The organism is Clostridium sp. CM74B_53 (assembly GCF_036318045.1).
GTDB lineage: Bacteria > Bacillota > Clostridia > Lachnospirales > Lachnospiraceae > Pilosibacter.
The window spans coordinates 35,927-61,583 of the sequence record NZ_JAWQDE010000017.1 but is presented as its reverse complement, the minus strand read 5'-3'; the positions used below and the strand labels follow the sequence as shown (position 1 = coordinate 61,583).

The 25,657-nt window shown below is 49.2% G+C and carries 13 protein-coding genes; 3 read left to right on the top strand and 10 right to left on the bottom strand.

Features of this window, described 5'->3' with window-relative positions:
- Window positions 1-93: 93 nt before the first annotated feature.
- Complete coding sequence (locus tag V2546_RS12995) at window positions 94-1,716, top strand: hypothetical protein (protein WP_329752560.1); 1,623 nt, start codon at window positions 94-96, stop codon at window positions 1,714-1,716.
- A gap of 226 nt (window positions 1,717-1,942) precedes the next feature.
- Here V2546_RS12995 and V2546_RS12990 read toward each other — a convergent pair whose 3' ends face one another.
- Window positions 1,943-3,529, bottom strand: a complete 1,587-nt coding sequence (locus V2546_RS12990; RefSeq protein WP_329752559.1) for a hypothetical protein — start codon at window positions 3,527-3,529, stop codon at window positions 1,943-1,945.
- 616 nt (window positions 3,530-4,145) lie between these two features.
- Here V2546_RS12990 and V2546_RS12985 point away from each other — a divergent pair.
- Both V2546_RS12985 and V2546_RS12980 read left to right on the top strand, forming a co-directional pair.
- Window positions 4,146-5,990 carry a sugar phosphate nucleotidyltransferase gene (locus tag V2546_RS12985; RefSeq protein WP_118532589.1) on the top strand — a complete coding sequence of 615 codons (1,845 nt, stop codon included), beginning with the start codon at window positions 4,146-4,148 and terminating at the stop codon, window positions 5,988-5,990.
- 203 nt (window positions 5,991-6,193) lie between these two features.
- The gene (locus V2546_RS12980; RefSeq protein ID WP_329752558.1) at window positions 6,194-8,392 is read left to right on the top strand and encodes a GH25 family lysozyme; all 2,199 of its coding nucleotides are present in this window, start codon (window positions 6,194-6,196) and stop codon (window positions 8,390-8,392) included.
- A gap of 124 nt (window positions 8,393-8,516) precedes the next feature.
- Here V2546_RS12980 and V2546_RS12975 read toward each other — a convergent pair whose 3' ends face one another.
- The 9 genes from V2546_RS12975 to V2546_RS12935 all read right to left on the bottom strand — a co-directional run bounded on the left by V2546_RS12975 (window position 8,517) and on the right by V2546_RS12935 (window position 25,484).
- Entirely contained in the window at window positions 8,517-10,634 is a 2,118-nt protein-coding gene (locus tag V2546_RS12975) for a glutamine synthetase III family protein (RefSeq protein ID WP_118532593.1), read from the bottom strand.
- A 322-nt stretch (window positions 10,635-10,956) separates the two neighbouring features.
- Window positions 10,957-11,823: a class II fructose-1,6-bisphosphate aldolase gene (gene fba / locus V2546_RS12970; protein WP_329752557.1), complete on the bottom strand. Its 867-nt coding sequence runs from the start codon at window positions 11,821-11,823 to the stop codon at window positions 10,957-10,959.
- A gap of 143 nt (window positions 11,824-11,966) precedes the next feature.
- Window positions 11,967-13,454 carry a threonine synthase gene (gene thrC, locus V2546_RS12965; RefSeq protein ID WP_329752556.1) on the bottom strand — a complete coding sequence of 496 codons (1,488 nt, stop codon included), beginning with the start codon at window positions 13,452-13,454 and terminating at the stop codon, window positions 11,967-11,969.
- Window positions 13,455-13,959: 505 nt separating this feature from the next.
- Window positions 13,960-15,933 (bottom strand): TRAP transporter permease, encoded by a 1,974-nt coding sequence (locus V2546_RS12960; protein ID WP_142412049.1) that lies wholly within the window; start codon window positions 15,931-15,933, stop codon window positions 13,960-13,962.
- Between the two features lie 94 nt (window positions 15,934-16,027).
- Complete coding sequence (locus tag V2546_RS12955; RefSeq protein ID WP_182426839.1) at window positions 16,028-16,519, bottom strand: DUF1850 domain-containing protein; 492 nt, start codon at window positions 16,517-16,519, stop codon at window positions 16,028-16,030.
- Between the two features lie 5 nt (window positions 16,520-16,524).
- Window positions 16,525-17,562, bottom strand: coding sequence for a TAXI family TRAP transporter solute-binding subunit (locus tag V2546_RS12950; RefSeq protein ID WP_118298372.1), 1,038 nt, complete (start codon window positions 17,560-17,562; stop codon window positions 16,525-16,527).
- 463 nt (window positions 17,563-18,025) lie between these two features.
- Entirely contained in the window at window positions 18,026-19,120 is a 1,095-nt protein-coding gene (locus V2546_RS12945; RefSeq protein WP_486463595.1) for a flavodoxin family protein, read from the bottom strand.
- A 48-nt stretch (window positions 19,121-19,168) separates the two neighbouring features.
- Complete coding sequence (locus tag V2546_RS12940; RefSeq protein WP_329752555.1) at window positions 19,169-20,431, bottom strand: lactate dehydrogenase; 1,263 nt, start codon at window positions 20,429-20,431, stop codon at window positions 19,169-19,171.
- A 196-nt stretch (window positions 20,432-20,627) separates the two neighbouring features.
- On the bottom strand, window positions 20,628-25,484 hold the full coding sequence (locus V2546_RS12935; protein WP_329752554.1) for a cytidyltransferase-related domain protein: 4,857 nt from the start codon (window positions 25,482-25,484) through the stop codon (window positions 20,628-20,630).
- Between the last annotated feature and the right edge of the window lie 173 nt (window positions 25,485-25,657).

The following is a 25,657-nucleotide window of genomic DNA, read 5'->3' as shown; positions in this document are numbered from 1 at the left end:
GATAATTTTACTTATCGGAAGTATAATGGCTTCGTAATGCAATTAGGAATTTCAAAAAGCGTTTCAAAAAAACAAAAGGAGAGTGCATTAATTATGAGAAAGCAGACTAAAATCGCTGCAGTAGTATCCGCAGCAGCTCTGTTAGCATTAGGCGCTTCCATGACATCTTTCGCAGCTTCCAAGGGAACCTGGATGATGGTTGATGGCGAGTGGTATTGCTACGACAAGAACGGTGACGCATACGAGAACGTATTCTGCTCCAGCAATGGTAAAGAGTACTACGTAGGTGAGGATGGACAGCTTGTTCGTTCCGAGTGGGTTGAGTACGATGGTTCTTACTACTTCGTAAACAGCAGCGGTGCTAAGATCACAAACGACTGGAGATTAACAACTCCGTACGATGATGACAGCGCTGATGAGGAGTGGTACTACTTCAAGTCCAACGGTAAGAGAGCTGAAGGCGAAAAGGTTACTTACAAAGGAAAAACTTACTATTTCGATACAGACGGAAAGATGCTCACAGGTTGGGTAACAACAACAAGTGACAAAAAAGAAAACGTTAACGAAGCAACAGGCTTCGAGGATGGTCATACATTCTACTGTGACGAGACAGGTGCTCGTGTAGAGGGTGCATGGATTAAGGATACAGCTCCGGGAGTATCTGATGACAGCGCTGATGAGGATGAGTACTGGTACTACTTAAAGAAAACAACCGGTAAGCCGGCAACAGGCAAACAGTCCAACATCAACGGTCAGATCTACCTCTTCAATAATGAAGGTCAGATGCAGCATGGTTGGGTAGCTGCTACAGATACGAACGGCGCTAAGTTTGTTCAGCTCGATAAAGAAGATGATGAGAAGCCTATGGGCGCAGCAGGAGATGCAGCTGTTTACTACTGCGGCGATGAGGACGACGGACACGCTAAAAAGAATAAGTGGACAAAGACATGGCTTCCAGACAACACATCTGAAGAGGATGATGACAAAGAGTGGTTCTGGTTCGATAAGGACGGTAAACTCTTCAGAGGCGGAGAAAAGAATGGTTCTGTAACAGCATCTGACGCTTGGAAGTACAAACTTGATGAGGGTACTCTTAAGAAAGATGCTGATGAATCCACAGGTGTTATCTCCAAGAAGAAAGTTAACTCCAAGGATTACTGGTTCACAAAAGATGGCGTAATGCTTTCTAAGTTCTACTTAATCAACGATGCTATGTACTACTTCGGTGGATCCGATGACGGTTCCATGAAGACTGGTTCCCAGTCCATTAAGGACAATACTGGTGATACTTACAAGTTCTACTTCTATACAAAAGATCAGGCTACATCCTACAAGACTCCGAATGGTGATAAGCACGGTCTTAGCAAGGGCGCTGGTGTAGTTGGTAATCAGGGCAACAAGCTTTACTGGTATGGACTTCAGATTCAGGCTGATGATTACAAGTATCAGGTAGCTACAATTACGATTAATGGTACTGATTACAGCTTCATCGTTAACTCCAATGGTACAATCCAGCACTCTGCAAATACAGAGTATAAGGAAGACGGCGATGTATTAGTTAAGACTGGCGCTTATACCAAGAAAGACAAAGATGGTAAGGACGTTGTTATTCCGACAACATTCGTAAAAGATGGTCAGGCTAAATATGCTATCGAAGATACAAATACTATCAAGAAAGATGTTATCGATGTAGATCTTGGAAAATTCTTCCAGTAATATATTCAATAATATCTTGAATTAGAAATTCTAATTGCAAAACGATTTCAGGCAGGGATTATTTCCCTGCCTGATTTTGCTATATGAGTGCTAATTACACAATTTAGGCGAAGATTTTTCTCCGTCTGTTTACGTTTATACAAAAATTACGCAAAAAATGGGCAGGAATCACTTCCTGCCCATCATGTTTGCAATTAGAATTTCTAATTTTAATCAATCGCTTGGATTACTTACCCTGAACGAAACCACTCATATCAATGTCAGCAACATTCTTAGATACAGTATCCCAGTTGTTAGCTTCATTGCTGATTGCATACTTGAACTGACCGTTTTCTACAAACTTAGTCTCTGTAGCTTTTCCAGATGCATCCTTAATACCTGTTGCGATTAATACATCGCCATCCTCTTTATACTCAGTGCTCTTGGAGTGCTGAATTGTACCATTGGAGTTAACGATGAAGCTGTAATCTACGCCATCTTTTGCGATTGTAGCTAACTGATATTTGTAATCATCAGCCTGAATAAGCATACCATAGTAGTAAAGCTTGTTGCTCTGGTTACCTACTACACCGGCACCCTTCTTGTATCCATAAGTATCTTTTGTATAGAAGTAGAACTTATAGGAATCACCAGTGTTGTCTTTTACTGTCTGAGAACCAGTCTTCATGGAACCGTCATCAGATCCACCGAAGTAGTACATGTTATCATCAATCATGTAGAACTTAGCAAGCATAACACCATCCGGTCTGAACCAGTAATCCTTGGAGTTAACTTTCTTCTTCTCTACGCCAGTAATGCTACCGCCATCATAAACGAGGTCACCCTCTTCGAGTTTATACTTCTGAGCTTTAACAGTAGCGTCAGAACCAGATGCTCTGTAGAGTTTACCGTTCTTGTCAAACCAGAACCACTCTTTATCATCTTCCTCTTCTTCTGTATCGCTCGGAAGCCATGTCTTTAACCATTTATTCTTCTTTGCGTGTCCGTCATCCTCATCACCACAGTAGTAAACTTCGCTGTCTGCATACTCGCTTAAGAGGATCATATCCTGCTCTTCGTCTTCCTTATCTAACTGAACAAAGTTCTTTGTGGAAGAATCAGAACGAGCTACCCAACCATACTGCATCTGACCTTCCTCGTTGAAGAGGTAAATCTGACCATTGATATTGGACTGCTTGCCTGTTGCCGGCTTACCGGTAGCTTTCTTTAAGTAGTACCAGTACTCATCTGCATCTGCATCGTCATCATCTGTGCCCGGCTCTGTGTCTTTAACCCAAGCACCCTCTACACGAGCACCTGTCTCGTCGCAGTAGAATGTGTGGTCTTTCTCATAACCGGTAGCTTCGTTAACGGATGTTGCGCCGTCACCAGTTGTTACCCAGCCTGTGAGCATCTTTCCATCTGTATCGAAGTAATATGTTTTTCCTTTGTAAGTGATCTTCTCGTTCTCAGCTCTCTTACCATTGGACTTGAAGTAGTACCACTCCTCATCAGCTGTGTCATCATCATACGGAGTTGTTAATCTCCAGTCGTTTGTGATCTTTGCACCGCTGCTGTTTACGAAGTAGTAAGAACCATCGTAATCAACCCACTCGGAACGAACGAGCTGTCCGTCGTCTCCTACGTAGTACTCTTTACCATTGCTGGAGCAGAATACGTTTGTATATGCGTCACCGTTTTTGTCGTAGCAATACCACTCGCCATCAACCATCATCCAGGTTCCCTTGGAAGCTGCGAAAGATGTCATGGAAGCGCCTAATGCTAACAGAGCTGCTGCGGATACTACTGCAGCAATTTTAGTCTGCTTTCTCATAATTAATGCACTCTCCTTTTGTTTTTTTGAAACGCTTTTTGAAATTCCTAATTGCATTACGAAGCCATTATACTTCCGATAAGTAAAATTATCAATAGTTTTTTTACAAAAAATGAAGATTTTTTAATAAAGGGAACTATCTTACTTCACTTCCAGAAATACTCTGTACCTCGAATACACTGGTATTATAGTATAATTTCTTAAGAATTTCCATATCTTTTTTGTTTTTATTTTCTTACGAAATTCTTACACAAACGCCATTTTATGGCGTTTTTGTACGGATATCAGTACATTTTGCCTGTTTTTTCACTTTGTGGCAGCTTTGTGGCAGGAATGTGTCATAATGGCATGTTCATTTTTATGCATAACTGTGGATATCTTGAACATTGTAAATTCATATTCAAAATATCATCTTGTATTATCGGAAGTACGTGTTATAATGTTCATATATATCTATTGTTTTTGTTATTTTGAACACGTTCATTTTATCAGTTTCTTCCTTATTATTAAACATATATTTTCAGTCACAAACGTGTGGACACTCTCCCACGTTTCCATGGCCGCATGTTTCATGATAAGTGTCGCAAACATGATTCAACTGATTCGGAGGATGACTATGGATCGTTTGGGATTACTCTGCAGAAATATTTATGAGAACAACAAGATGACACAGCGGGAGCTGGCGGCAGCGATGGATCTTTCGCTCGGGACCTGCAACCATCTCGTGAAGGATGGGTTGGCACAGGAGCTCTTCACGTTTGATCCGGCTGAGGGGACTTATTCCTTATTAAAGGGCGGTGTGGATCTTTTAAGAAAATACCGGATGGACAGTGCCGTGATCCTGGCGGCAGGATTCGGGTCCAGATTTGTACCGCTGACATTTGAGACGCCGAAGGGACTTTTAGAAGTCTATGGCGAGCGCATGATCGAGCGCCAGATCAAGCAGCTTCATGGGGCCGGCGTCACAGATATCACGATCGTGGTCGGTTATTTAAAGGAGAAGTTCGAGTATCTGATCGACAAATTCGGTGTCAAGCTTCTCTATAACCCGGAATATCACAATAAGAACACTCTGACAACACTCTACCGCGCCCGCGAATGTTTTATCGGAAGAAACACATATCTTCTCTCGTCCGACAACTGGATGCGGAATAATATGTACCACACTTATGAATGCGGCGCATGGTACTCTTCCGTATTTATGAAAGGCGAGACTTCCGAATGGTGTCTTGAGACGAGCAAAAAAGGACTGCTCACCGGCGTTAAGGTCGGCGGTGCGGACTCCTGGGTCATGTATGGTCCGGTGTTCTTCTCAAAAGAGTTTTCGGAACAGTTCTTCCCGATCCTTGAAGAATATTATCATACCCCGGGAACGGAGCAGATGTACTGGGAACAGGTTCTCGCAGACCTCTTAAACGGCGAGGTCGACAGCCATCTTCCGGGCAAGCATCACTTCCCGGTGCCGGAAATGTATATCAACAAACAGCCGGACAACCAGGTGTACGAGTTTGAGAACCTTGAGGAGCTCCGCCTTTTCGATGAGCGCTACCAGAATCATTCCGACAATATCGCGATGGAACTGATCTCCGAGGTCCTTCATGTTCCGGAATCCGAGATTACAGGGATCAAGTGCCTGAAAACGGGTATGACCAACAAGTCTTTCCTGTTCAAGGTCCATGATAAGTCCTATATCTGCCGGATTCCTGGTCCGGGCACCGAGCTCTTGATCAACCGGAAACAGGAAAAGGCTGTCTACGATGCCGTAAAAGGATCCGGGATCACCGAGCATGTTGTATACATGAACGGGGAGACTGGTTACAAGATTTCTGAATATTATGAGGGCGCGCGCAACAGCGATCCGCGCAACTGGGATGATGTGGCGAAATGTATGGCGCTTGTGGAAAAGCTCCATGATTCGAAGCTCCATGTCGACCATTCTTTCGATATCCGGGAGCGGATCAGTTTTTATGAAGCGCTGTGCCGCGGTTACGAGAAAAAGCTCTTTGAAGATTATCCGGAAGTAAAAGCTCACATGCTCACACTGCTCGACCGCCTCGACCGTCTGAACCGGCCGAAGGTCCTGTCCCATATCGACAGTGTGTGCGACAATTTCCTATTCCTGCCGGACGGTGATATCCGCCTGATCGACTGGGAGTACTCCGGCATGTGCGATCCGCTGATCGATGTGAGCATGTGCGCGATATATTCTTATTATAATGATTTTGAGGTCGAAAAGCTCATTACGACTTACCTGCACAGGGAGCCGACTTCCGAGGAGCGGTTCGTCTACTACGCATATATCGCTCTCGGCGGATTTTTGTGGTGCCTGTGGGCAGTGTATAAGAGCAGTGTCGGCGAGGAATTTGGCGATTACACGATCGTGATGTACCGGTATGCGAAGCAGTTTTATAAGAAGATCATCACTGCGCCGGAATTTCTTGGGATCGGAAAAGCCGAATAGTTGCCGCATTTTTCTGTGAATTTTTTCAAGACGTATCTGTATTTTTATGCTATACTGAAAATACGCAGATAACGTCCATATGGTCCCGGGATGGAGCTGTGATAAAATGCCAGCTGTCCCGGGATCTTTTACATTGAAAATACCGGGGCAAAGACTGTTTGACCCCGTTCTTATTGAAATACAAGTTTAAAAGGGGGATCTCCATGAGACAAAAGAAACGAGCGGCGGCGCTTCTTCTAAGTGCCGTCATGGCTTTTTCCGCTGTGAGTCCGGCGCTTCCGGCCTGGGCGGCGGCCTGGCAGAAGAACGCATCCGGCTCTTATATCGGAAGTGATGGTTCCGTCCTTACCGGGATCCTGTCGCGAGGTGTCGATGTTTCCCAGTGGCAGCAAAATGTCAACTGGTCTGCAGTCGCCGCTGATGATATCAAGTTCGCGATGATCGGAGCCCGCTACAACAACGCGGTAGACCCATATTTTGAGACAAACGTGCGCGGGGCGGCCGCTGCTGGTCTCCGGGTCGGCGTTTACCTCTACTCCTACGCGACAACAACTGCGATGGCGGAATCCGACGCAGATTTTGTCCTGAACCTTATCAAGGACTACCCGATCTCCTATCCTGTCGTCCTCGACGTGGAAGCACAGGAGATGAACAATCTGACTCCGGCGCAGCTTTCTGATATTATCAACGCATTCTGTAAAAAAGTCGAGACAGCCGGATATTATCCGATGGTCTATACCAATGATTACTGGATCAACAATAAGATCGATATGACGAAGGTCCACTATGATGTCTGGATCGCCCGCTACGACGCAAAACCGTCCTACCAGGGTGCGGCATTCTGGCAGGCGTCAAACCAGGGAACCGTAAACGGGATCAGTGGAAATGTGGATATCAACTTTTCTTTTAAGGACCTGAGTGGAAAACTTCCGGCGAACCACTGGCGCCTGATCGGGGACAAGTGGTACTATTATAAGAATTATGTAAAACAGACAGGCTGGATCAATGACGGACAGAGCTGGTATTACCTGAATCAGGATGGAACCCAGTATAAAGGCTGGCTCCTCTTAAACAACCAGTACTACTATCTTCTCTCGACCACCGGGCAGATGAAGACCGGATGGCTGCAGGCGGAGGACGCATGGTACTATCTGAATTCCGACGGCACGATGGCAAAGGACTGGATCCAGGTCGATGGGAAATATTACTATCTGTTAAACGGCGCGATGGTAACCGGATGGCTGCGGATCGATACGGATTACTATTATCTGCGCGGCGATGGTTCGATGGTAACCGGCTGGCGGAAGATGGACGGAAAATATTATTATTTTGGCAGCAACGGAAAGCTCGTCCGCGGGTGGGCGGATATCGACGGAAAGCGGTATTTCCTCCAACAGGACGGAACGATGCTGACCGGCTGGCAAACGATCGATGGGCTTCTGTACTATTTTGACGCGAGTGGTGCGATGGCTGCCGGATGGACAAAGCTTGACGGTTACTGGTATTACTTCAATAATGAAGGAAAGCTGATGACCGGCTGGATGCAGCTTGACGGGAAGTTCTATTATCTCCACACCGACGGGCGCATGGTCATCGGATGGCAGAGTGACGGAACGAACAAGTATTACATGGATACGGTATCCGGTGTGATGTCGGTTGGCTGGAAGCAGATCGAACAGAGCTGGTATTACTTTAACCAGTCCGGACATATGATCACAGGCTGGCTGAACGACGGCGGAAAGTATTATTATCTGAATCCGGCAGATGGAAAGATGGTTTCCAACGGCTCATTCGTTGTAAACAATGTCAACTATACCTTCAATAAGAGCGGTGTCTGCCTGAGTGAGACGTCTGCGATCGGCGGCGGGTCCGCGGGAAGTGTATACACGCCTGGAACGTCCGGAACGCAGATCAACGGAAGTAATTATACCGGAACTCCGGCGACCGGAAACAGCCAGAATGGAATTACGACCGGAACGCAGGCGGGATCTGCTCCGGGCGGAAATGCAGGAACGACTGCGACTTCTCCTTCTTCGAATCCGACCGGAAATTCAACCAGCAGCCCATCCGGAAATTCGTCAGGAACCGGAATGGCGGCTGGAAATTACCAGACCGGCGGTCCTGGGTACTCATCCGGTTCAACCGGCAGCACTTCCGGAAGCTCGGCTTCCACAACCGCCCCCGGCGGCAGTACAGGTACTTCGACTGTAAGTCCTGGCGGAAGTAATGGAACGAGCAGCAATAACAATTATTATACAAATACCGGCAGTGTGACCGGCCCTGGAAGCGCCGGCGCGAACTACAACTACAGCTCCGGCTCATCCAGCACCAGCACACCGGGAAGTTCCGGTTCTTCGTCCTCCGGAAATCTGTCCGAGTATCAGACGGGCGGACCGAAGTAGGGCTGAATTTGAATTATTTGGAATTTTTCCGTTTACAAAAAAACACCGCTCCGGCAGGAAATCATACATTCCTCCCAGAGCGGTGTTTTTATGTACTAATTTTCACCATTTTATGTTACAGTGATCACACCTCAAAGATCATATCCCCATAACTCGGGATCGGCCAGTATTCTTTGTCGACGATCATTTCGAGCTGGTCGGCCGGGCTGCGGAGTGCCTGCATTGCCGGGATGATCTCGTCGTAGCAGAAGTGGGCGCGTTTTTCCATGCTCTCGATGTGCTGATACTCTTCTACCAGGTCTTCAAGCTTCGCGCGGGCAACCTTCATGTCGGAGAGAAGGTCGGAAACTTCGATGAGAAGTTCTGTCTGGACGCTGTTGTCAGCTTCCGGGCATGCAGTCTTCACAGCGCTTAAGGACTGTGCGAGAACTGTCGTATAGCGGACAACCGCCGGGATCAGCTGCTTTCCGGCAATGTTGATCATGGATTTCGCCTCGATATTGACGGATTTCGCGTAGGATTCATACTCGATCTCCGCTCTCGCAACAAGCTCTTCCTTCGTGTATACACCGAAATCGCCGAACAGTTTGAACGCTTTCTCGGTCACAAGTGCCGGGATGGAATCCACCATGCACTTTAAGTTCGGGAGTCCGCGGCGCTCTGCCTCTTCCACCCACGCCTCACTGTAGCCGTTGCCGTTGAAGATGATACGGCGGTGCTCAGCGAGAAGTTTCTTGATCATATCATGAACCGCAAGGTCGAAATCCTCTGCCTTTTCAAGCTCATCGGCAGCTTCCTTGAATGCCTCTGCAACGATCGTATTTAACACAACGTTTGCGGAGGAAACAGAGTCGGAGGAACCGACCATACGGAACTCAAACTTGTTTCCGGTGAATGCGAACGGGGATGTACGGTTTCTGTCTGTCGCATCTTTATCGAAATCCGGAAGTGTCGTAACACCAGTCTTTAAGGTACCGCCGATCTTTGAGTGAGTCGCGGAACCTGTAGAAATCAGCTGGTCGATCACATCCTCAAGCTGCTCACCTACGAAGATGGAGATGATCGCTGGCGGTGCCTCCTGAGCGCCGAGACGGTAGTCGTTGCCCGGAACAGCCGCAGACTGGCGGAGCAGATCCGCATGGCGGTCAACTGCTTTCATAATGCAGGCAAGAACAAGCAGGAACTGGATATTCTCATGCGGAGTCACGCCCGGATCCAGCATGTTGATGCCGGTGTCGGAAGCCAGGGACCAGTTGTTATGTTTACCGGAACCATTGACGCCCTGGAACGGTTTTTCATGGAGCAGGCACGCCATTCCGTGACGGCTTGCAACCTTTTTCATTGTTTCCATAACGAGCTGGTTGTGATCAACGGCAAGGTTTGCCTTTGTGTAGATCGTTGCGAGTTCATGCTGTGCCGGAGCGACCTCGTTGTGCTGGGTCTTTGCGGTAACGCCCAGCTTCCAGAGCTCTTCATTTAACTCTTTCATATAGGAACCGATCCGCTCGCGGATAACACCGTAATAGTGGTCATCCATCTCCTGTCCCTTCGGCGGCATCGCGCCGAATAAGGTACGTCCGGTGTAGATCAGGTCTTTTCTCTTTAAATATTTGTCGCGGTCGATCAGGAAGTACTCCTGCTCCGGTCCTACGGACGGAGTAACACGCTTTACTTCTGTGTGGCCGAAAAGGTGGAAGATTCTTGTCGCCTCTTTGTCGATGGCCTGCATGGAGCGGAGAAGCGGGGTCTTTTTATCGAGCGCTTCGCCTCTGTAGGAACAGAAGGCGGTTGGGATACAGAGTGTTACGCCGGTTGCATCTTTCTTTAAGAATGCCGCGGAAGTGCAGTCCCAGGCGGTATATCCACGGGCCTCGAAGGTCGCGCGCAGGCCGCCGGACGGGAAAGAAGAACCATCGGTCTCGCCCTTGATCAGCTCTTTTCCAGAAAGATCCATCAGAACTTTTCCCTGGGAATCAAAATTTCCGATAAAGGAATCATGTTTCTCGGCGGTCACGCCGGTCAGCGGCTGGAACCAGTGGGTATAATGGGTCGCACCGTTGTCGACTGCCCAGTCTTTCATCGCATGGGCAACCACGTCAGCGATCGTCGGGTCCAGTTCGCTGCCATCCTCGATGGTCTGCTTTAACTTTTTGTAGACACTCTTCGGGAGACGTTCTTTCATCACGGAGTCGTTGAACACATTCTCTCCGAAGATCGCCTCTACATTGATGTTTTCACTCATAAACTGCTCCTCCTCGTTTCTGTATAAATAGCCAGCCGCCGTATGGGGCATTTTGCTGCGGCACGCGCGTAAAACACACGGCTACAGCTGATCACGGCTGTCGGAAAAATCATACGTTTTATCCTGTATGCAATTACCTGATACTCCGGCTCTTTCCGCAAAAAGGCCAGGATCAGACGGATTTGGTTCAAAAATCGTAACGATTCAGCAAGTCTGCGCATCTACTGCACTGATCAGTAGGAAAATACTGGCTTGAAAAAATGTTCTCCCTGCTGCGAGGGAGAACATTTCTTTAACTGCATGATAATGCAAGCTAAACGGATCAGTCAGCTTTGCCGACAGAACCGAATAACTCCATTTTTGTCTTAACGGTCTCTTTAATTGCGTCGAAGCCCGGAGCGAGAAGTTTTCTCGGGTCGAATCCCTTTCCTTCAAGGTCTTTTCCTGCTTCGATGTACTTTCTTGTAGCGTCCGCGAACGCAAGCTGGCACTCGGTATTAACGTTGATCTTTGCTACGCCGAGGGAGATTGCTTTCTTGATCATATCTTCCGGAATACCGGTACCGCCGTGAAGAACGAGCGGCATATCGCCAACCTTTTCTTTTACGGCTGCAAGTGTCTCAAAGCTTAAGCCCTTCCAGTTTGCCGGATATTTTCCGTGGATGTTGCCGATACCTGCTGCTAACATATCAACGCCGAGGTCAGCGATCATCTTACACTCGTTCGGGTCTGCGCACTCGCCCATACCGATTACGCCGTCTTCCTCACCGCCGATCGCTCCAACCTCTGCCTCGAGGGACATTCCCTTCTCACGGCAGATACGAATCAGTTCTTTTGTCTTCTCAACGTTCTCTTCGATCGGGTAATGAGAACCGTCAAACATGATGGAGGAGAATCCGGCATCGATGCACTTTAAGCATCCCTCATAGGTACCATGGTCTAAGTGAAGAGCTACCGGAACAGTGATCTTCATCTCTTCTAACATTCCGTTTACCATACCTACTACAGTCTTAAAGCCTGTCATGTATTTTCCTGCGCCCTCTGAAACACCCAGAATAACCGGGGATTTCAGTTCTTCAGCCGTCTGCAGGATTGCTTTTGTCCACTCAAGGTTGTTGATGTTGAAATGTCCTACTGCGTACTTGCCGTCTCTTGCTTTCTCAAGCATTTCTTTCGCTGTTACTAACATATAGGCCTCCATTTGAATCGTTATTTTGACAGAACAGCCTGTCCCGCCGGATCTTCCGTCTGTTTCCATTTATATGCGGAGCAGATGCCATCTATTCCCAACAGGTACTGTTGTCATGATAATTTTATTATAACCGATTTACCCTACTTTGAAAAGGTTTGTTTCACAGTTTCTTCCATTTCCTCCGGCTTGCACTGGCGGTTGTGGAGGATCTTCGCATCGCGGATCTCCTCGATGGCCTGCGGGATCTTCACACCGGAAATACGTTCCATCTCGTCGATCAGGGCGAACTCATCGGCATCTTCTTTCTTTCCGAGAACTGCCTCCATAACGCTTCTAGAGAACTTGTACGGGCTTGCTGTGGACGCAATCACAGTCTTTGTCATGTCACCGGTCTTTTTCTTATACTGCTCGTAAACAGCTGCGGCGACGCCTGTATGGGTGTCGATCAAGTATCCGGTATCGTCGAATACCTTCTTGATCTCCTTCGCGTTCTCTTCCATATCTGCGTAACCGGCGGAGAAGTCTTTCATGAACTCCTTCATCTCCGGTGTGATCTCGTATTTTCCGTTCTTTGAGAGCTGCTCCATCAGTTCCTTTGTCTTTGCGGCATCTCTTCCGCAGCTTAAGTAGAGCAGGCGCTCTAAGTTGCTGGAAACGAGGATGTCCATGGACGGGGATGTGGTCAGGATAAACTCGCGGTTTTTATCATAGGTTCCTGTCTGGAAGAAATCATACAGGACCTTATTGTCGTTGGACGCGCAGATCAGCTTTCCAAACGGAACGCCCATCTGTTTTGCGAAATATGCTGCCAGAATATTTCCAAAGTTTCCGGTCGGCACAACAACGTTGACCTTCTCATCCTTTGCGATCTCGCCGTTTGCGAGAAGTTTCGCATATGCGTATACATAGTAAACAACCTGCGGAACGAGACGGCCGATATTGATGGAGTTTGCGGAGGAGAGCTGGAATCCCATTGCATCCAGTTCTTTCGCGAATTCTTTGTCTCCGAAGATCTTCTTGACGCCGGTCTGGGCATCGTCAAAGTTTCCTTCGATCCCGACTACGGATGTGTTTGCACCTTTCTGGGTCAGCATCTGGAGTTCCTGGACGCGGCTGACACCGTTTTTCGGGTAGAATACGATGATCCTTGTTCCAGGTACATCGGCGAAGCCGGCCATCGCTGCTTTTCCTGTATCACCGGAGGTTGCTGTCAGGATCACGATCTCATTTTTCGCATGGTTTTTCTTTGCAGCTGTTGTCATAAGGTACGGCAGGATCGAGAGCGCCATGTCCTTGAATGCGATCGTTTTTCCGTGGAACAGCTCCAGGAAGTACATTCCGTCTGCCTTTGCGAGTGGAGCGATCTCCTCGGTGTCGAATTTCTCATCGTAAGCACGGGAAATGCAGTATTTTAATTCTTCTTCCGTATAGTCTGTTAAGAACTGCTTCATTACCGCATAAGCAGTCTCCTGATATGTCATTCCGGCAAGCTCGTCCATCGTCACATCCAGTGTCGGAATGCGCTCCGGAACATAGAGGCCGCCGTCATTTGCAAGTCCTTTTAATACCGCCTGGGATGCTGTCACGCCAGTCTCCCCGCCGCGGGTACTTCCATATAATAATTCCATCGTTTTTCCTTCCTCTCTTTACGCAGATACAGTGGTAAACTTTACGGAAAGTGTAGCATACTTTAATGTCGCTTGCAAGATAAAATCAATGAAAACAGGGATCTCCTCATACACAAATATTCCTCACAAAAGTCTATTTTTTATCTCTGTTTTATACTGGAGTAACTATCAATTTTCTCCTGCCTATGATATACTCGTCTCGTTACCCACTCCAATCTGGTGACAGAAAGGAGGTGTAAATTTGGATTATGTTTTTTCTTTTATAGTTGCTGTCATGGCTGGTGTGGTATGTCACTACATCATCAAATGGTTAGACAGTAAACTGGATCGGTAACTAACCTGTAGATGCTCAACTACATAAAACGAGAAGAAACCCCTCAGAGATGCCGCTCTGAGGGGTTTCATTTTGTGTAAATTTGAACTATGTTCTATTTCTTTCTTAGCCATTATATCATATGCAAATTTTCTTTGCAATATACTCCGATATAACTTTCATCCATTTCTTCTATGCCACAGCCGCTTTCTTCTTTTTCATCATCTGCAGTGCCGCTGAAATTCCGACGAGAACGATGCCGACAAGGTCTGTCACGGTTCCCGGAATGATCAGGCAGAGACCTCCGACGATGGATAAGAGTCTCTCGATCACATTCAGGTTCGCAAACATGTAGCCTTCAAGACCTGCTGCAACACCGAACAGTCCGATCAGGGAGGTAATGATGATCGTCACAACTCCGAGAACACCGGTATCAATGAAGAGCATTGCCGGGTTGAATGCGAAGATATACGGTACGATGAACGCTGCGATCGCAAGACGGGATGCGTTTAACGCGGTCTTCATCGGGTTAGATTTCGCGATCGCGGATCCTGCGTAAGCTGCAAGAGCAACCGGCGGTGTGATATCTGCTACGATACCGAAGTAGAATACGAACATGTTGGCAGCGATCTTGTTGATTCCCATACCGTTTACAAGGATCGGTGCACATGTGGTAGCCATAATGATGTAGTTTGCAGTTGTCGGAACGCCCATACCAAGAACGATACAGGTTAACATAGTAAGGAACAGAGCTACGATCACGCGGTCACCGGCAACACCGACGATTGCGGAGATCAGAAGCTGTCCAAGACCGGTCATTGTTACGACACCGGCGATGATTCCGGCAACGCCGCAGGCAACAGCTACGGAAAGTGTATTCTTACCACCTGCCTCCAACGCGTTGATGAATCTTGTCGGGTTCATTCTTGTTTCTTTATTCGGCATGCTGACAAGGATTGCAAGGGCGGTAGCGATGATCGCTGCACGGGACATCGTGTAGCCCATCATAACCATTGCAACAAGGGCAACCAGCGGAATAAGAAGATAACCCTGACGAAGGAATAACGGTCCGAATTTCGGGAGCTCATCCTTCGGGATACCCTTTAAACCAAGTCTCTTTGCTTCCAGGTGTACTGTGATGAAGATACCTGTGAAATAAAGAAGTGCCGGGAAGATCGCTCTCATCGCGATCTCGCCGTACTGGACGCCTACCATCTCAGCCATTAAGAATGCAGCGGCACCCATGATCGGCGGCATGATCTGTCCGCCGGTGGAGGAAGCTGCCTCAACGGCTCCTGCGAATTCGCCTTCGTAACCGGTCTTTTTCATTAACGGGATCGTTACGGAACCGGTTGTTACGGTATTACCAACAGAGCTTCCGGATACCATACCGCAGAGAGCGGAGGAGATAACGGCTACCTTTGCCGGGCCGCCGGTGGAAGCGCCTGCTAAGGAGTTTGCGAGCTGGATAAAGAACTCGGAAATTCCCGTCGCCTCAAGGAAGGCACCGAACAGGATAAACAGTGCGATGTACGTCGAGCAGACACCGATCGGAGTACCGATGACACCGCCTGTCGTGTAGAACAGGTTGTATACAACAGATTTTAAAACGACTGCAAATTCTCTGCCCTGTCCGAGTCCGTTGTAGAATGCGTAGCAGATAAAGAATGTCGCTACACAGAGGATCGGGATACCGACAACGCGGCGGCAGGTCTCTGCGAGGATCAGGATACCGATCACGCCGACGATAACCTCCGTCTGGCTGATTCGGGTCGCATGACCGATGATCGTTTTAAAGTTGATAACGAAGTAGAAATAAGCACCCGCTCCGAGTACCATGAGGATAATATCGTAGATCGGGATCGAATTTTTCTTTGTGCTGCCTTTCTTCATCGGATATATGAGGAACGAAAGGATGATAACAACGCCTACAAAAAGAGAACGGCGCACACGCTCATCCCAGTTTGCAAACAGGTTCATGTAGAGCATTAACAGTGAAAATGCTGCCAGAAGATAGCGGATGACCTGTTTTGGAACGCCTTCCCAGACTCGGGTATTCGATTCACGATCATACTTTTTCATGATGGCTTCGACGTCTTCCGCGGTACCGGTCTCAACATCCGCAACAGGAGATGTGTTGACTTTCATATTGTCTTTCTCTGCCATACAAATCCCTCCTTTTTTTCACATTCCGTTCTTCCTCCCTCACACCCCTGAAGAGTTCCGGAATGCTTTCTGCCTTTTGTTCACGTTTTCTGTCTCAGAGTCCTTTATGTTCACACGAGAACTCTACTTTACTGTTTCGCCCGCAGAGTTCCCTCAGACTGATTTCTTTTCCATGGATCGTGAGTGTATGGTCCGAGACCGTACCCACGATGTACGAAAGATACGGCATCTCCTTATCAAATCCGGAAATGACCATCTCCCCGTTTTCATCATACGTCAGTGTCTGCCCATCCTCGAGCTCCGTCTGGACGCCCGCGCCAAAATTGTTGTAGATGGTGCGGACCACATAGATTTTATGGTCGCGGATCTGGTAGACATCCGTCAGCGGATACTGATTGACCGAGTGGATGAACGTCACTGAGAATTCATCCCCCTCTTTTACCCGGAAGCGGGCAAGCTCTTCATTCGTGTCCCCGTTCCTTAAGACCAGACAGTCCCCGCTTCGAAAGGTATATGCAAGAACGGCGGCAATAATTGCCGTGATTATTGCCGCCGCTGTAAAGAATCTTGCTTTCCTGTTTTTCAAGGTAATTACTTGATCGCTCCAACTTCTTTGAAGTACTTCTCAGCACCCGGATGGAACGGAACAGAAATACCGGAAACTGCATAATCGAGATCAAGCTCTTCGCCCTTTGCATGGGTAGCAGCGATTTCATCTTTGTTCTCGAAGATAGCTTTTGTGATATTGTAAACGGTCTCTTCAGAAAGCTTCGGAGATGCGATCAGAGTAGCTTTGATCGCTACAGTCTGTACATCGTCGTCAACGCCCTTGTAGGAGCCGCCCGGAATACTATAAGTTGTGTAGAACGGATGTGCATCAGCAAGGATCTTTGCATGCTCATCGTCTACAGTAAGAAGGTTGATCGTGTTTGTTGTAGCGAGCTCTACGATCGCTGTTGTCGGAGCACCTGCTGTACAGAAGAAAGCATCGATCTTGCCATCTTTTAATGCATCTGCGGAATCACCGAAACCAAGGTTGTTGACCTGGATATCGTCGAAGGAGATGCCGTAAGCTTCAAGGATCTGACGAGCGTTGAATTCAACACCGGATCCGGCGTCACCAACGGATACTCTCTTGCCTTTTAACTCGTCGACGGATTTGATATCACCGGATGTAACGATCTGGCAAACCTCAGCGTAGAGGGCTGCAACTGCTGTAAAGTCTTTTGCTGCACCTTCTTCTGCGAAAAGGTCGGTTCCGTTGTAAGCATAATCCATAACGTCGTTCTGTACCGTTGCGAGATCTGCTTCACCGTCATTTACAAGGTAGATATTTGCTTTTGAAGCACCGGTGGACTGTACATTGATGTTTACACCGATGTCTTTGCTGTTAAGGACATTCGCGATTACGCCGCCGTACGCGTAATATGTACCGGTTGTACCGCCGGTTCCCATTGTCAGCTTCTGAACGTCACCACTCGGAGCTGCGGCTGCGGTTGTCTCTGCTGCGGCTGCTGTTGTATCAGCTGCGGCGGCGGTTGTCTCTGCCGGTTTGCTGCCGGAGCAGGCAGTCAACATCATCGCACAGGACAGTGCAAGGGCAATTGCTGCGGAAAATCTCTTTCTCATATCTTTCTACCTCCTTTTTTCTGTTCCTTTGTTCAGTTTTTAACAAAGGAAGCTTACGAATTTATTATACAGCGCGTCTGTAACTTTTGCAACAAATTTTGTTAATTTTGGTAAACGTCTGAAATTTCGACTCTTTTCTTATCTTTATCGCAATCAGCCGTGTTTGCTTCCATAATATAAAGTATTGATGTGCAATTACTTAAAATTATAAAATTGTTGCGATTATTTGTGCATGATTATACTTTTAAATTGTACATATATGCATAGGTTGTGCAATTATTACAATATCTCAAAATTCATGTCGAGCAGAGATCATACTCCTCCCACTAAGATGAATCTGTATTATCCACCATCCAAAAATGCGGAAGTCTTATCTGACTGAGATAAAATATGGCGGCACAGTTTTCTCTTCTGTGCCGCCATACCTATACAGTTCTATTTTCAGTCTGCCTTTCACTTATCTTTATTTCTGCGTTTTCTCCAACAATGTATCCGTGACTCTCTCACTGAACTCCCTTATCCTGTCTTCGATCCCCGGCAGCTTCATCGCCGCTCCGGCGTTGTTCGCCGTCTCCATCATACAGAAGTTGCCCGGGAGATAGAACGTCTTGTTCATGTTTAACGCCGTGACGAGCTGACCGGCGAGGAGATCACTCCCCGAATATCCGGATACGATGATCGCAAACAGCGCCTTATCGTAAAATCTCGTTGTACGGAACAACGCCGTCAGCCGGTTGATGAAGGCCGTCATATTGGCCGAAAGCGCATCATTATAGTTTGGACAGAGGAGCAGGATCGCGTCCGCCCACTTGACCGCCGGATAGATTGCTTCCACCATGGCTCCGCCGTAGAAACACTTTCCCTGTTCACCAAAATGCAGACACATCTGATACGGGCATCCCGAGCAGTCCACAAGCGTACCGTTCCGCAGGTTGACCTCCTGGATCTTGATCCGATCATCCAGTTGTTCCTTCACCTTCTGCCAGATCGCCAGCGTATTGGACGTTCTATGGTTGGAAGCGTGGAGCACCAGCAGATGTGCTTCTTTCTTCGGCTCCCACTCTGTCTCCAGGATCTCATGAGCCAGGATCTGCGCACTCTTTTTATAGGCACCGAACCGGTCCGTGTTCATGTTCGCAGCCTGGATCAGATAGTTGTCGAGAGAGGCAGTTCCTTCCACCAGCGGCCGTCCGACAAACGCGCAGCCGGCACGGTTCGCCGCGACCGCCAACTCCCGCGCCGTCGCTTTCGTGTAAAATTCACTCTCCGCATCGATGATCATGCCGCCGACAGCACCGGAAAGGACCTGTTCACCGCCGCGCAGCCAGGCGAGGACTTCATAGTAACCGCGGTTGATGCCGTTTTTTCCGAGCGGAACTGCGAACAGGAGCCGCCGTCCCCGGTATCTTTCCGGGTCCTGTTCCAGGAGATCCATGTTCTCCACGATCTCTGCATCGATCCCGTCCAGTGCCGCCTCTAAAACCTCATCCAGCCGCGCCCGCTCTTTCTCCGAACCACGTTTTTGCGGGTACAATACAAGTAATCTGTCGTTCTCCATGATGTCTCACTCTCCTATAAAAAAGAAACAATATGCGTTCCCCATCCTCTACACGATCTTCGCCAGGTTCTCCGCCGCAAATTCGATCCTCTCGTACAGCTTTTCCGGCAGCGCCAGTGCCTCCGTCTCGATTCCATGATCCGTATAGCGGTTCTTCACGCCCATGTAGACGCCGCCGAGGAAGACGGATCCGCAGTGCCACTGTTTTCTCAACGTCATTAAGATCGAGATCGCGCCGGAAGAGAATGCCGGTGCGACAAACGGTTTGTAGCCGATGGCGCGCATGTGAAGGTTTGCGGTGACAGTCAGGTTTGTCAGCTCTTTCGAGAGCTCATCGTTGTAATTTTCGATGGAATCCGCAATGACAAGGTCCTGTCCGTGCGGTCCGAAGGAACGCCCCTCTGTCAGGAACTGTTTGAATCTCGGATCGCGTTTTGCATAGTATGCAGCCCGGGCATTCATGACTCCGAGACCGAATCCCTGGATCTGCTCCGGGAGAAGTCCCATCCAGTCATATTCCCCGGCCTCATTCTTATTGCTCTCGAGAAATGCGGTCTTTGCAAGCGGATCGACCGGATCAGATACCGCGCAGAAAAGTCCCTTAAAGTTCTTCTCTCTCGCCATCTTCGCGTAATGGCCGATGATCTTCGAGTTATTCTCAAACTGGTACATGCGGACGTCCTTGACGCCGGAGCCGACCGGCGGGATTCCCTTTGACGCGACAAATACGAACACATCGCAGTCAAAAAGATGTTCCGGGGCCACGACATCCACCTCCGGCATCGCGTCGTAGTCCCACGGATATGCGATCTGGTTCTCCTCAAACTCCCAGCGGGCGGTCACTTTGTCGGAGATATCGCAGATCCCGATCGAGGAGATCACATCTCCGCCGAGAAGGTGAAGTCCTGTCAAAAGCATGCTTCCGACATCGCCGATCGCCAGCACATGGACACGCTTTTTGCCGTCTTTCGGCTCGTATGCCAGGATTTCCTTAAATTTCGGATGGGATGCGTTGACCGCGCGGAGTGTCCCGGTCTTGATCTGGTCCATGACTTCCTGCGGGAGCTCCCCGATCTGTCCGTCAGTTGCGGACGCATCCAATCTGTTTGTATTTAACCAGCTGACATCCTCTTTTTCTGCAAAGAGTTCCGCCGGGTGATCGACAAGAAATGACGCGCGGCGGCTTCCCGGAGCTCCGGTAAACAGCCAGGTAAGCTTCGTTCCCGCTGCCGGTTTTTCTGTTTTTTCATACGGCAGATTGCCGTGAACGGACGCGCAGAACGCATCCCCGATCTTATAATATGTAACCATTTTATGATGCCCCTCTCTATTTTACTATCAACAAGTGAAAACACGCTTCGCGAGTTTCATATCTGCAGGCAGAACTCCATTAAGATATCTCTGCCCCGGTCGATGCCGGTGTGTATCTCTGGTTCATAACACCTTCCGTCAACAAGACTTTTTCCTGCAAGTCCGTTTTTACAGTCAGTACAGTCAATACACAGACCTACTGGATCGTTACCATAAACTTTCTCATCCTCTGCAGCATCTCCAGATCATTTTCCAGATAAACCGATGCCGCGAGATTCTCATCGTACTCCATGCAGCTTCCCTTATCCGGGCAGAGCGGCAGGATGACTGCCTCGGAGAGGCGCGACAGCGTCAGGTTCTTCGCGTACTGTTTCCGGTACTCCGCCTCCAGGACCTGTAAAAGATCCCTGGAATTCTCGATACAGCAGGCCGAAAACTCCACCAGTGCCTCCCTGCTGCAGCCGGAGAGCTTCGGTGTCGCATACGGCAGGATCATGTTGATGGACGGCTGAAGTCCCGCAACTTTCATTTCCTCCCGGCGCACCGTGTCACCGCCAATAAACGGGTACAGCGTCGATTCCACGAACCACTGGCGCACATTCGGCATCGAGTAGATGCTCTCGACCGGCACCTTCAGCTGCTGCATCAGATCCCGCCCGTAGCCGGACAGAACTCCGACAACGACTTTTTTGATCGGAATCCCCGTCTCCCTGAGCTTCGGAACGAGTACCCGGAGACGGTCTGCCTTGTGGACAAGGTCGTCGACCAGGATTACCGGACGGTCGAAGGAACGGATCGTCTCGATCTGACTGTTTAACGGTGAATAATACGGGAACGGCTCGATCGTGTAGCTTTCCAGATCCGGCTCATAGACCTTATCCGTGTGCAGCGTCTTTGTCACCGTATTCGGGACAACTTTTCCTCTGAGGATCTTGCCGAACGGAACGCACATGTTCTTTCCGAGCCGTCTCGGAACGAGCGGTTCTCTCGGCACATCGTTCAGCGACGTAATCCTGTCCACAAGGCGGTGATGCATGACTCCGGAGGATAAGGAAAGGACGAGATTTCCCGGATACAGCTTCGTCATCGCGATCTGCAGTTTCTTATGATTCTTCTCGATTGCCCTGAGGACCGCCGGATTGCTGGCAAACGGTTCCTTGATCGTTGTCTCCAGGTTATGCAGGAACATGAGCGGTTCATGCATGTCGACCAGGTAGATCGTCCTCTTGTCATTTTCGTCTGCCAGGTGCGGACGCACAAAGCCCTGTCTTTCCAGCGCGTACACGACATGCTTCGCCGCCGTTCCGCGCTCTGCCACGAACAGCGCAAAGCTGTAATTCTTCTCCAGCTCTTTCGCAACGACCTCCACCAGGAGCTGCTGTGCGGCATCCCGGATCATCTCGCTGTCCCCGGTATTCTCCTCTCTCGCGTAGATCCCCGTGATCAGGAGGATCTCCCGGCTGCTCTTTCCGCGCACCAGATTCGCAAGCTCCATGTCCTTTAAGACTCCGTACAGCTCATCATTCCCGATCTCCCGGTAGCTTGCAAAACCGACCGGCCGCTCGCCTTCCACGGTGTTCCTCAGGATCAGCAGGCTGTCGTTCTCCACCTGGATCCTCGTGAAAATCGCCTGGGCATCCGGATGTCCGTAGAGGACGGTATTTCCGAGCTCGTCCAGGACCGCATGGTCTCTTCCGGAGGCATTCTCAAAAGCGATCGCTTTCGCTCTCAGGATCGGCTTGAACTCCGGCTCACGCAGGTACATTCCCTTATGGTAAATGTACTCCTGAACAACCGGATCGATCAGGCTGGAAATATCACGGTGGTTATCGATGTTCTCTCGAATCTTTGTGGAGCTGATATCTTCCAGCTCGCGCGGCAGCTCCAGCTGCACGACTTCTCCCCTGATCTCATTGTAGACCTCGGTCGGATGTGCTTCTCCGGCCCGTCGGAATACGATGTGATTGAAGAAATGGATCGAATTTTCTTCCGGCTCTTTCTTATAGGAACTTGCATTGTGGATGACGTCCGATCCGACCACGATGTAGAGTTCCTCATTCGGGAACATTTCCTTCAATCTGCGAAGGTCCGCCGGGTTCGCGATATTGACCGGCGTGTTGTCCGGGAACAGATGCACATAAAATTCATCCGCGATCGACATGTTCACGATCTGGCGGCGAACCAGATGCGGCTGGGTCTTCTTCGACCAGGAAAATTCATCCACCGCGAGAAATACCGTAAATCCGAGTTCACGGATCTTTCTGGCGATCTCCTTGTGGGACAGGGTGAACGGATCGAAGGTCCCCGGGAAGAATGCCACTTTATTTCTCGTCATGGTCTCCACGTCACCGCCGAAGAGCTGGTAGCGGGAGATGAAACGTCCGATGTGGGACAAGGTCGCCGCACGGTAGTAGAGGCTGAGCTCTCCGCCTTTATTCTCATTCAGGAGGAACAGCAGTTTTTTCGCACACAGAGAGAACATCCGGTTCTTATCGCGCTCTGCAAGGATCTGGGAGCCGAAAATATGCTGCCCGATCACAAGAAGCGCCTCCTGGCGGACCTGTTCTCTGTAGTTTGCAAGGCAGCTTAAGATCAGTCCCAGGATCTTCATCCTCCGGTCCTCGGCGATCTCATCCGGCTCCTGGAAGCGGACCGGATATCTGGAATAGCACTCCAGAATGATCCCCAGTGTGTCGAGTGCGACGGACACGATCCGCTCATTTCCGTTCGCGAGCAGGATATGCAGGCGCTCAATAATGTCATCGAGCTGTTCCGGCGGAAGCCACAAGGCAAATTCGCCGAGATATTCCGGAATATACTTCGAGAACTCGTACTCGCCGACTTCCAGGCCTTTTAATAGCTCGACCGCGATCTCGTTCCTCTGGTCCGTCGTCAGAAGGTGGGCCAGGCGCAGGAGTGCACGTCCCGCATCGTGGCGGACTCCGACCTGCTCACTGACCTTGATGAGGTTCGAGAAGTGGGCACAGATATGGAGCAGATGCTCTCGTTTTCCATGGTCCACCTGATCTGCCAGCAACTTGATATTGACGGATTTTAAGATCCACGGGGTCGCCGATTTCAGGTTTTCAAGGAAGATATCGCTAACCACGTCATGTCCGTACAGGACTTCTCTCTGTCTGCTCGTATCAAGGCGCAGATTTGTAAAGATCCGGTACTGCAGGAAGAGGAGTGTGATCGTCTTCGGATCGATCTTTTTCGCCGCATCGCAGGCAAGCCGGTAGCACGCGCTCTCCGGTGTCACCGCCTGCGTCAAAACTTTCAGGACACGGACCGCAGCGATCTGGATCTTCTCATCCTCGTCTTCCATGTGTTCGATCACGAAACTGATCAGGCTCTCCAGATGTCCATCCTTGCTGCTGAGATCGAGCGGCAGGGAAAAGATGCAGTCTAAAAGGTAGAAGACCGGATCCCCCACGAGGCGGTGTTTTCTGTCAAACCATTTCATAAATACCCCGAACAGCTCCTCCCGGACCTTCTCCGAGCTTCGCTCCATGGCAGACATCATGACAAATTTTAAGGAGTTCTGGATCCGGTGCTTCTGCTGTAATGTCAGGCGATAGTCCGGGCATACGAGCTGCGCCATGTATTCTTCCCAGAGCGTCAGAGCCGTCTTGTCATCCGGATCCGGCATGTTTTTCGGAAGTTCTTTCCGGTATCCGGCGTTGAAGTCCGCGAACATTTTTCCGACCAGGGCCGCCGCCTGCCTGCGGATGTCTCCCTCTCTGTTTAACAGGAGCTCATATAAGAAGCTGATCGTCTGCTCTTTCTGGCGGTGGTTCAGGTGAATCGAATATTCATTGAACATGTTTAAATATGCGCGGACATTCTTCCAGTCTTTCTCGCTCCGCGCCGCCTCGAGAATGTTTCCGAACTGGCGCTCGGTGCCGAGCCGGTGCATGACATCGATGTTGTGCTCGATCCCCCAGAATACAAACGAGCGCACCACCTGTTTTCCGGACTGCAGGACGATGTCCACCGGCTTTTCTGCCGGGTCCGGATGGCCTGTGAGGTCCACATCCACGCCTTTTGAACGCATGTAGCGCTCAAATTCGTACAGACGGGAATAAACGACACGGTAGCGGTTCCGTTTCTTTTCATCCACGTTGTCGAGCTTGGACAGGATGACGTCGAAGGAATCCTTCAGTGTATAGATCTTCGTGAGTTCTCTTCCGTCCTCGCCGCGCATCTGCTTGACACGGAAGTCCGCATAGATCAGCACCAGGGACTCCACGGAGATGTTGTCAAGCTCCAGATCCCAGGTTGAATGGTTGGCAGCGATATGACCGATCCCTTCCATATGGTAGGCGGTAAACCACTGGTTCGTATAATAATAGTGCAGATACGGAACCCGCTCATTCGGTTTGCACCCGAATTTTCCGAGATCATGGCCGGCCGCCGCGCCGGATGCCAGCGCCAGATCGATCGGAACGCCTGCCGCATAAAGTCCCTGGGCTACCGTCATGGCAACATAGTGGACACCCGCGATATGACCGAGTGTCTCGAAAGGCGTCGCCTCACGGTTTAACCGCATCATCTCGTAGACGTACTGGTCGCGGAACTCACGGATAAAGTGCTCATATTCATCCGCACGCTCAAAATGCGCATATTCTTCTTTTGTTAAAAAGCGGAAATCATCATATGGATCGAACGGCATCACTTTCCGTTCTTCATCAAAGAAATACTGGAGAACATTTAAGAAGTAGAGCGCAGACGGCGCACAGGGAGCCGCGGACGCAGAGAATTCATCATCCGGATACAGGATGTGTGTCACATATTTATAAGTGAAGGAGAGCCAGCCCTCTTCCGGCTCATTTCCGAGCTTTTCCATATCTTCCCGGCAGAATTCCAGGATTTCCGCGCAGGAAAAGCGTCTCGTCACCGGAAAGGCTTTCTCGAAGATCACTTCCCAGCGGTCTTTATCAAACAGCTGCTGCATACTGCGGCGGCTGAGGCCGATCTTTTTTAAAAATTCTTTCTCTGACAGGCGGTTTCCAAGCTCTGTCACAAGATGGCGGATGTGTCTGTTATACATGGAGCTACCTCCGTTTCGTGGGGTTGATGTCTGATTTATGAAAATATGATATAGAAATAGTATAAACACCTCACATTTCATTTTCAAGGAATTTTTGTTCTTCTGTTTTGTAACTTTTTATCACAGATACTTGACTTTCAAAAGTTATGATGTTATTATTTCAGTAACAATTA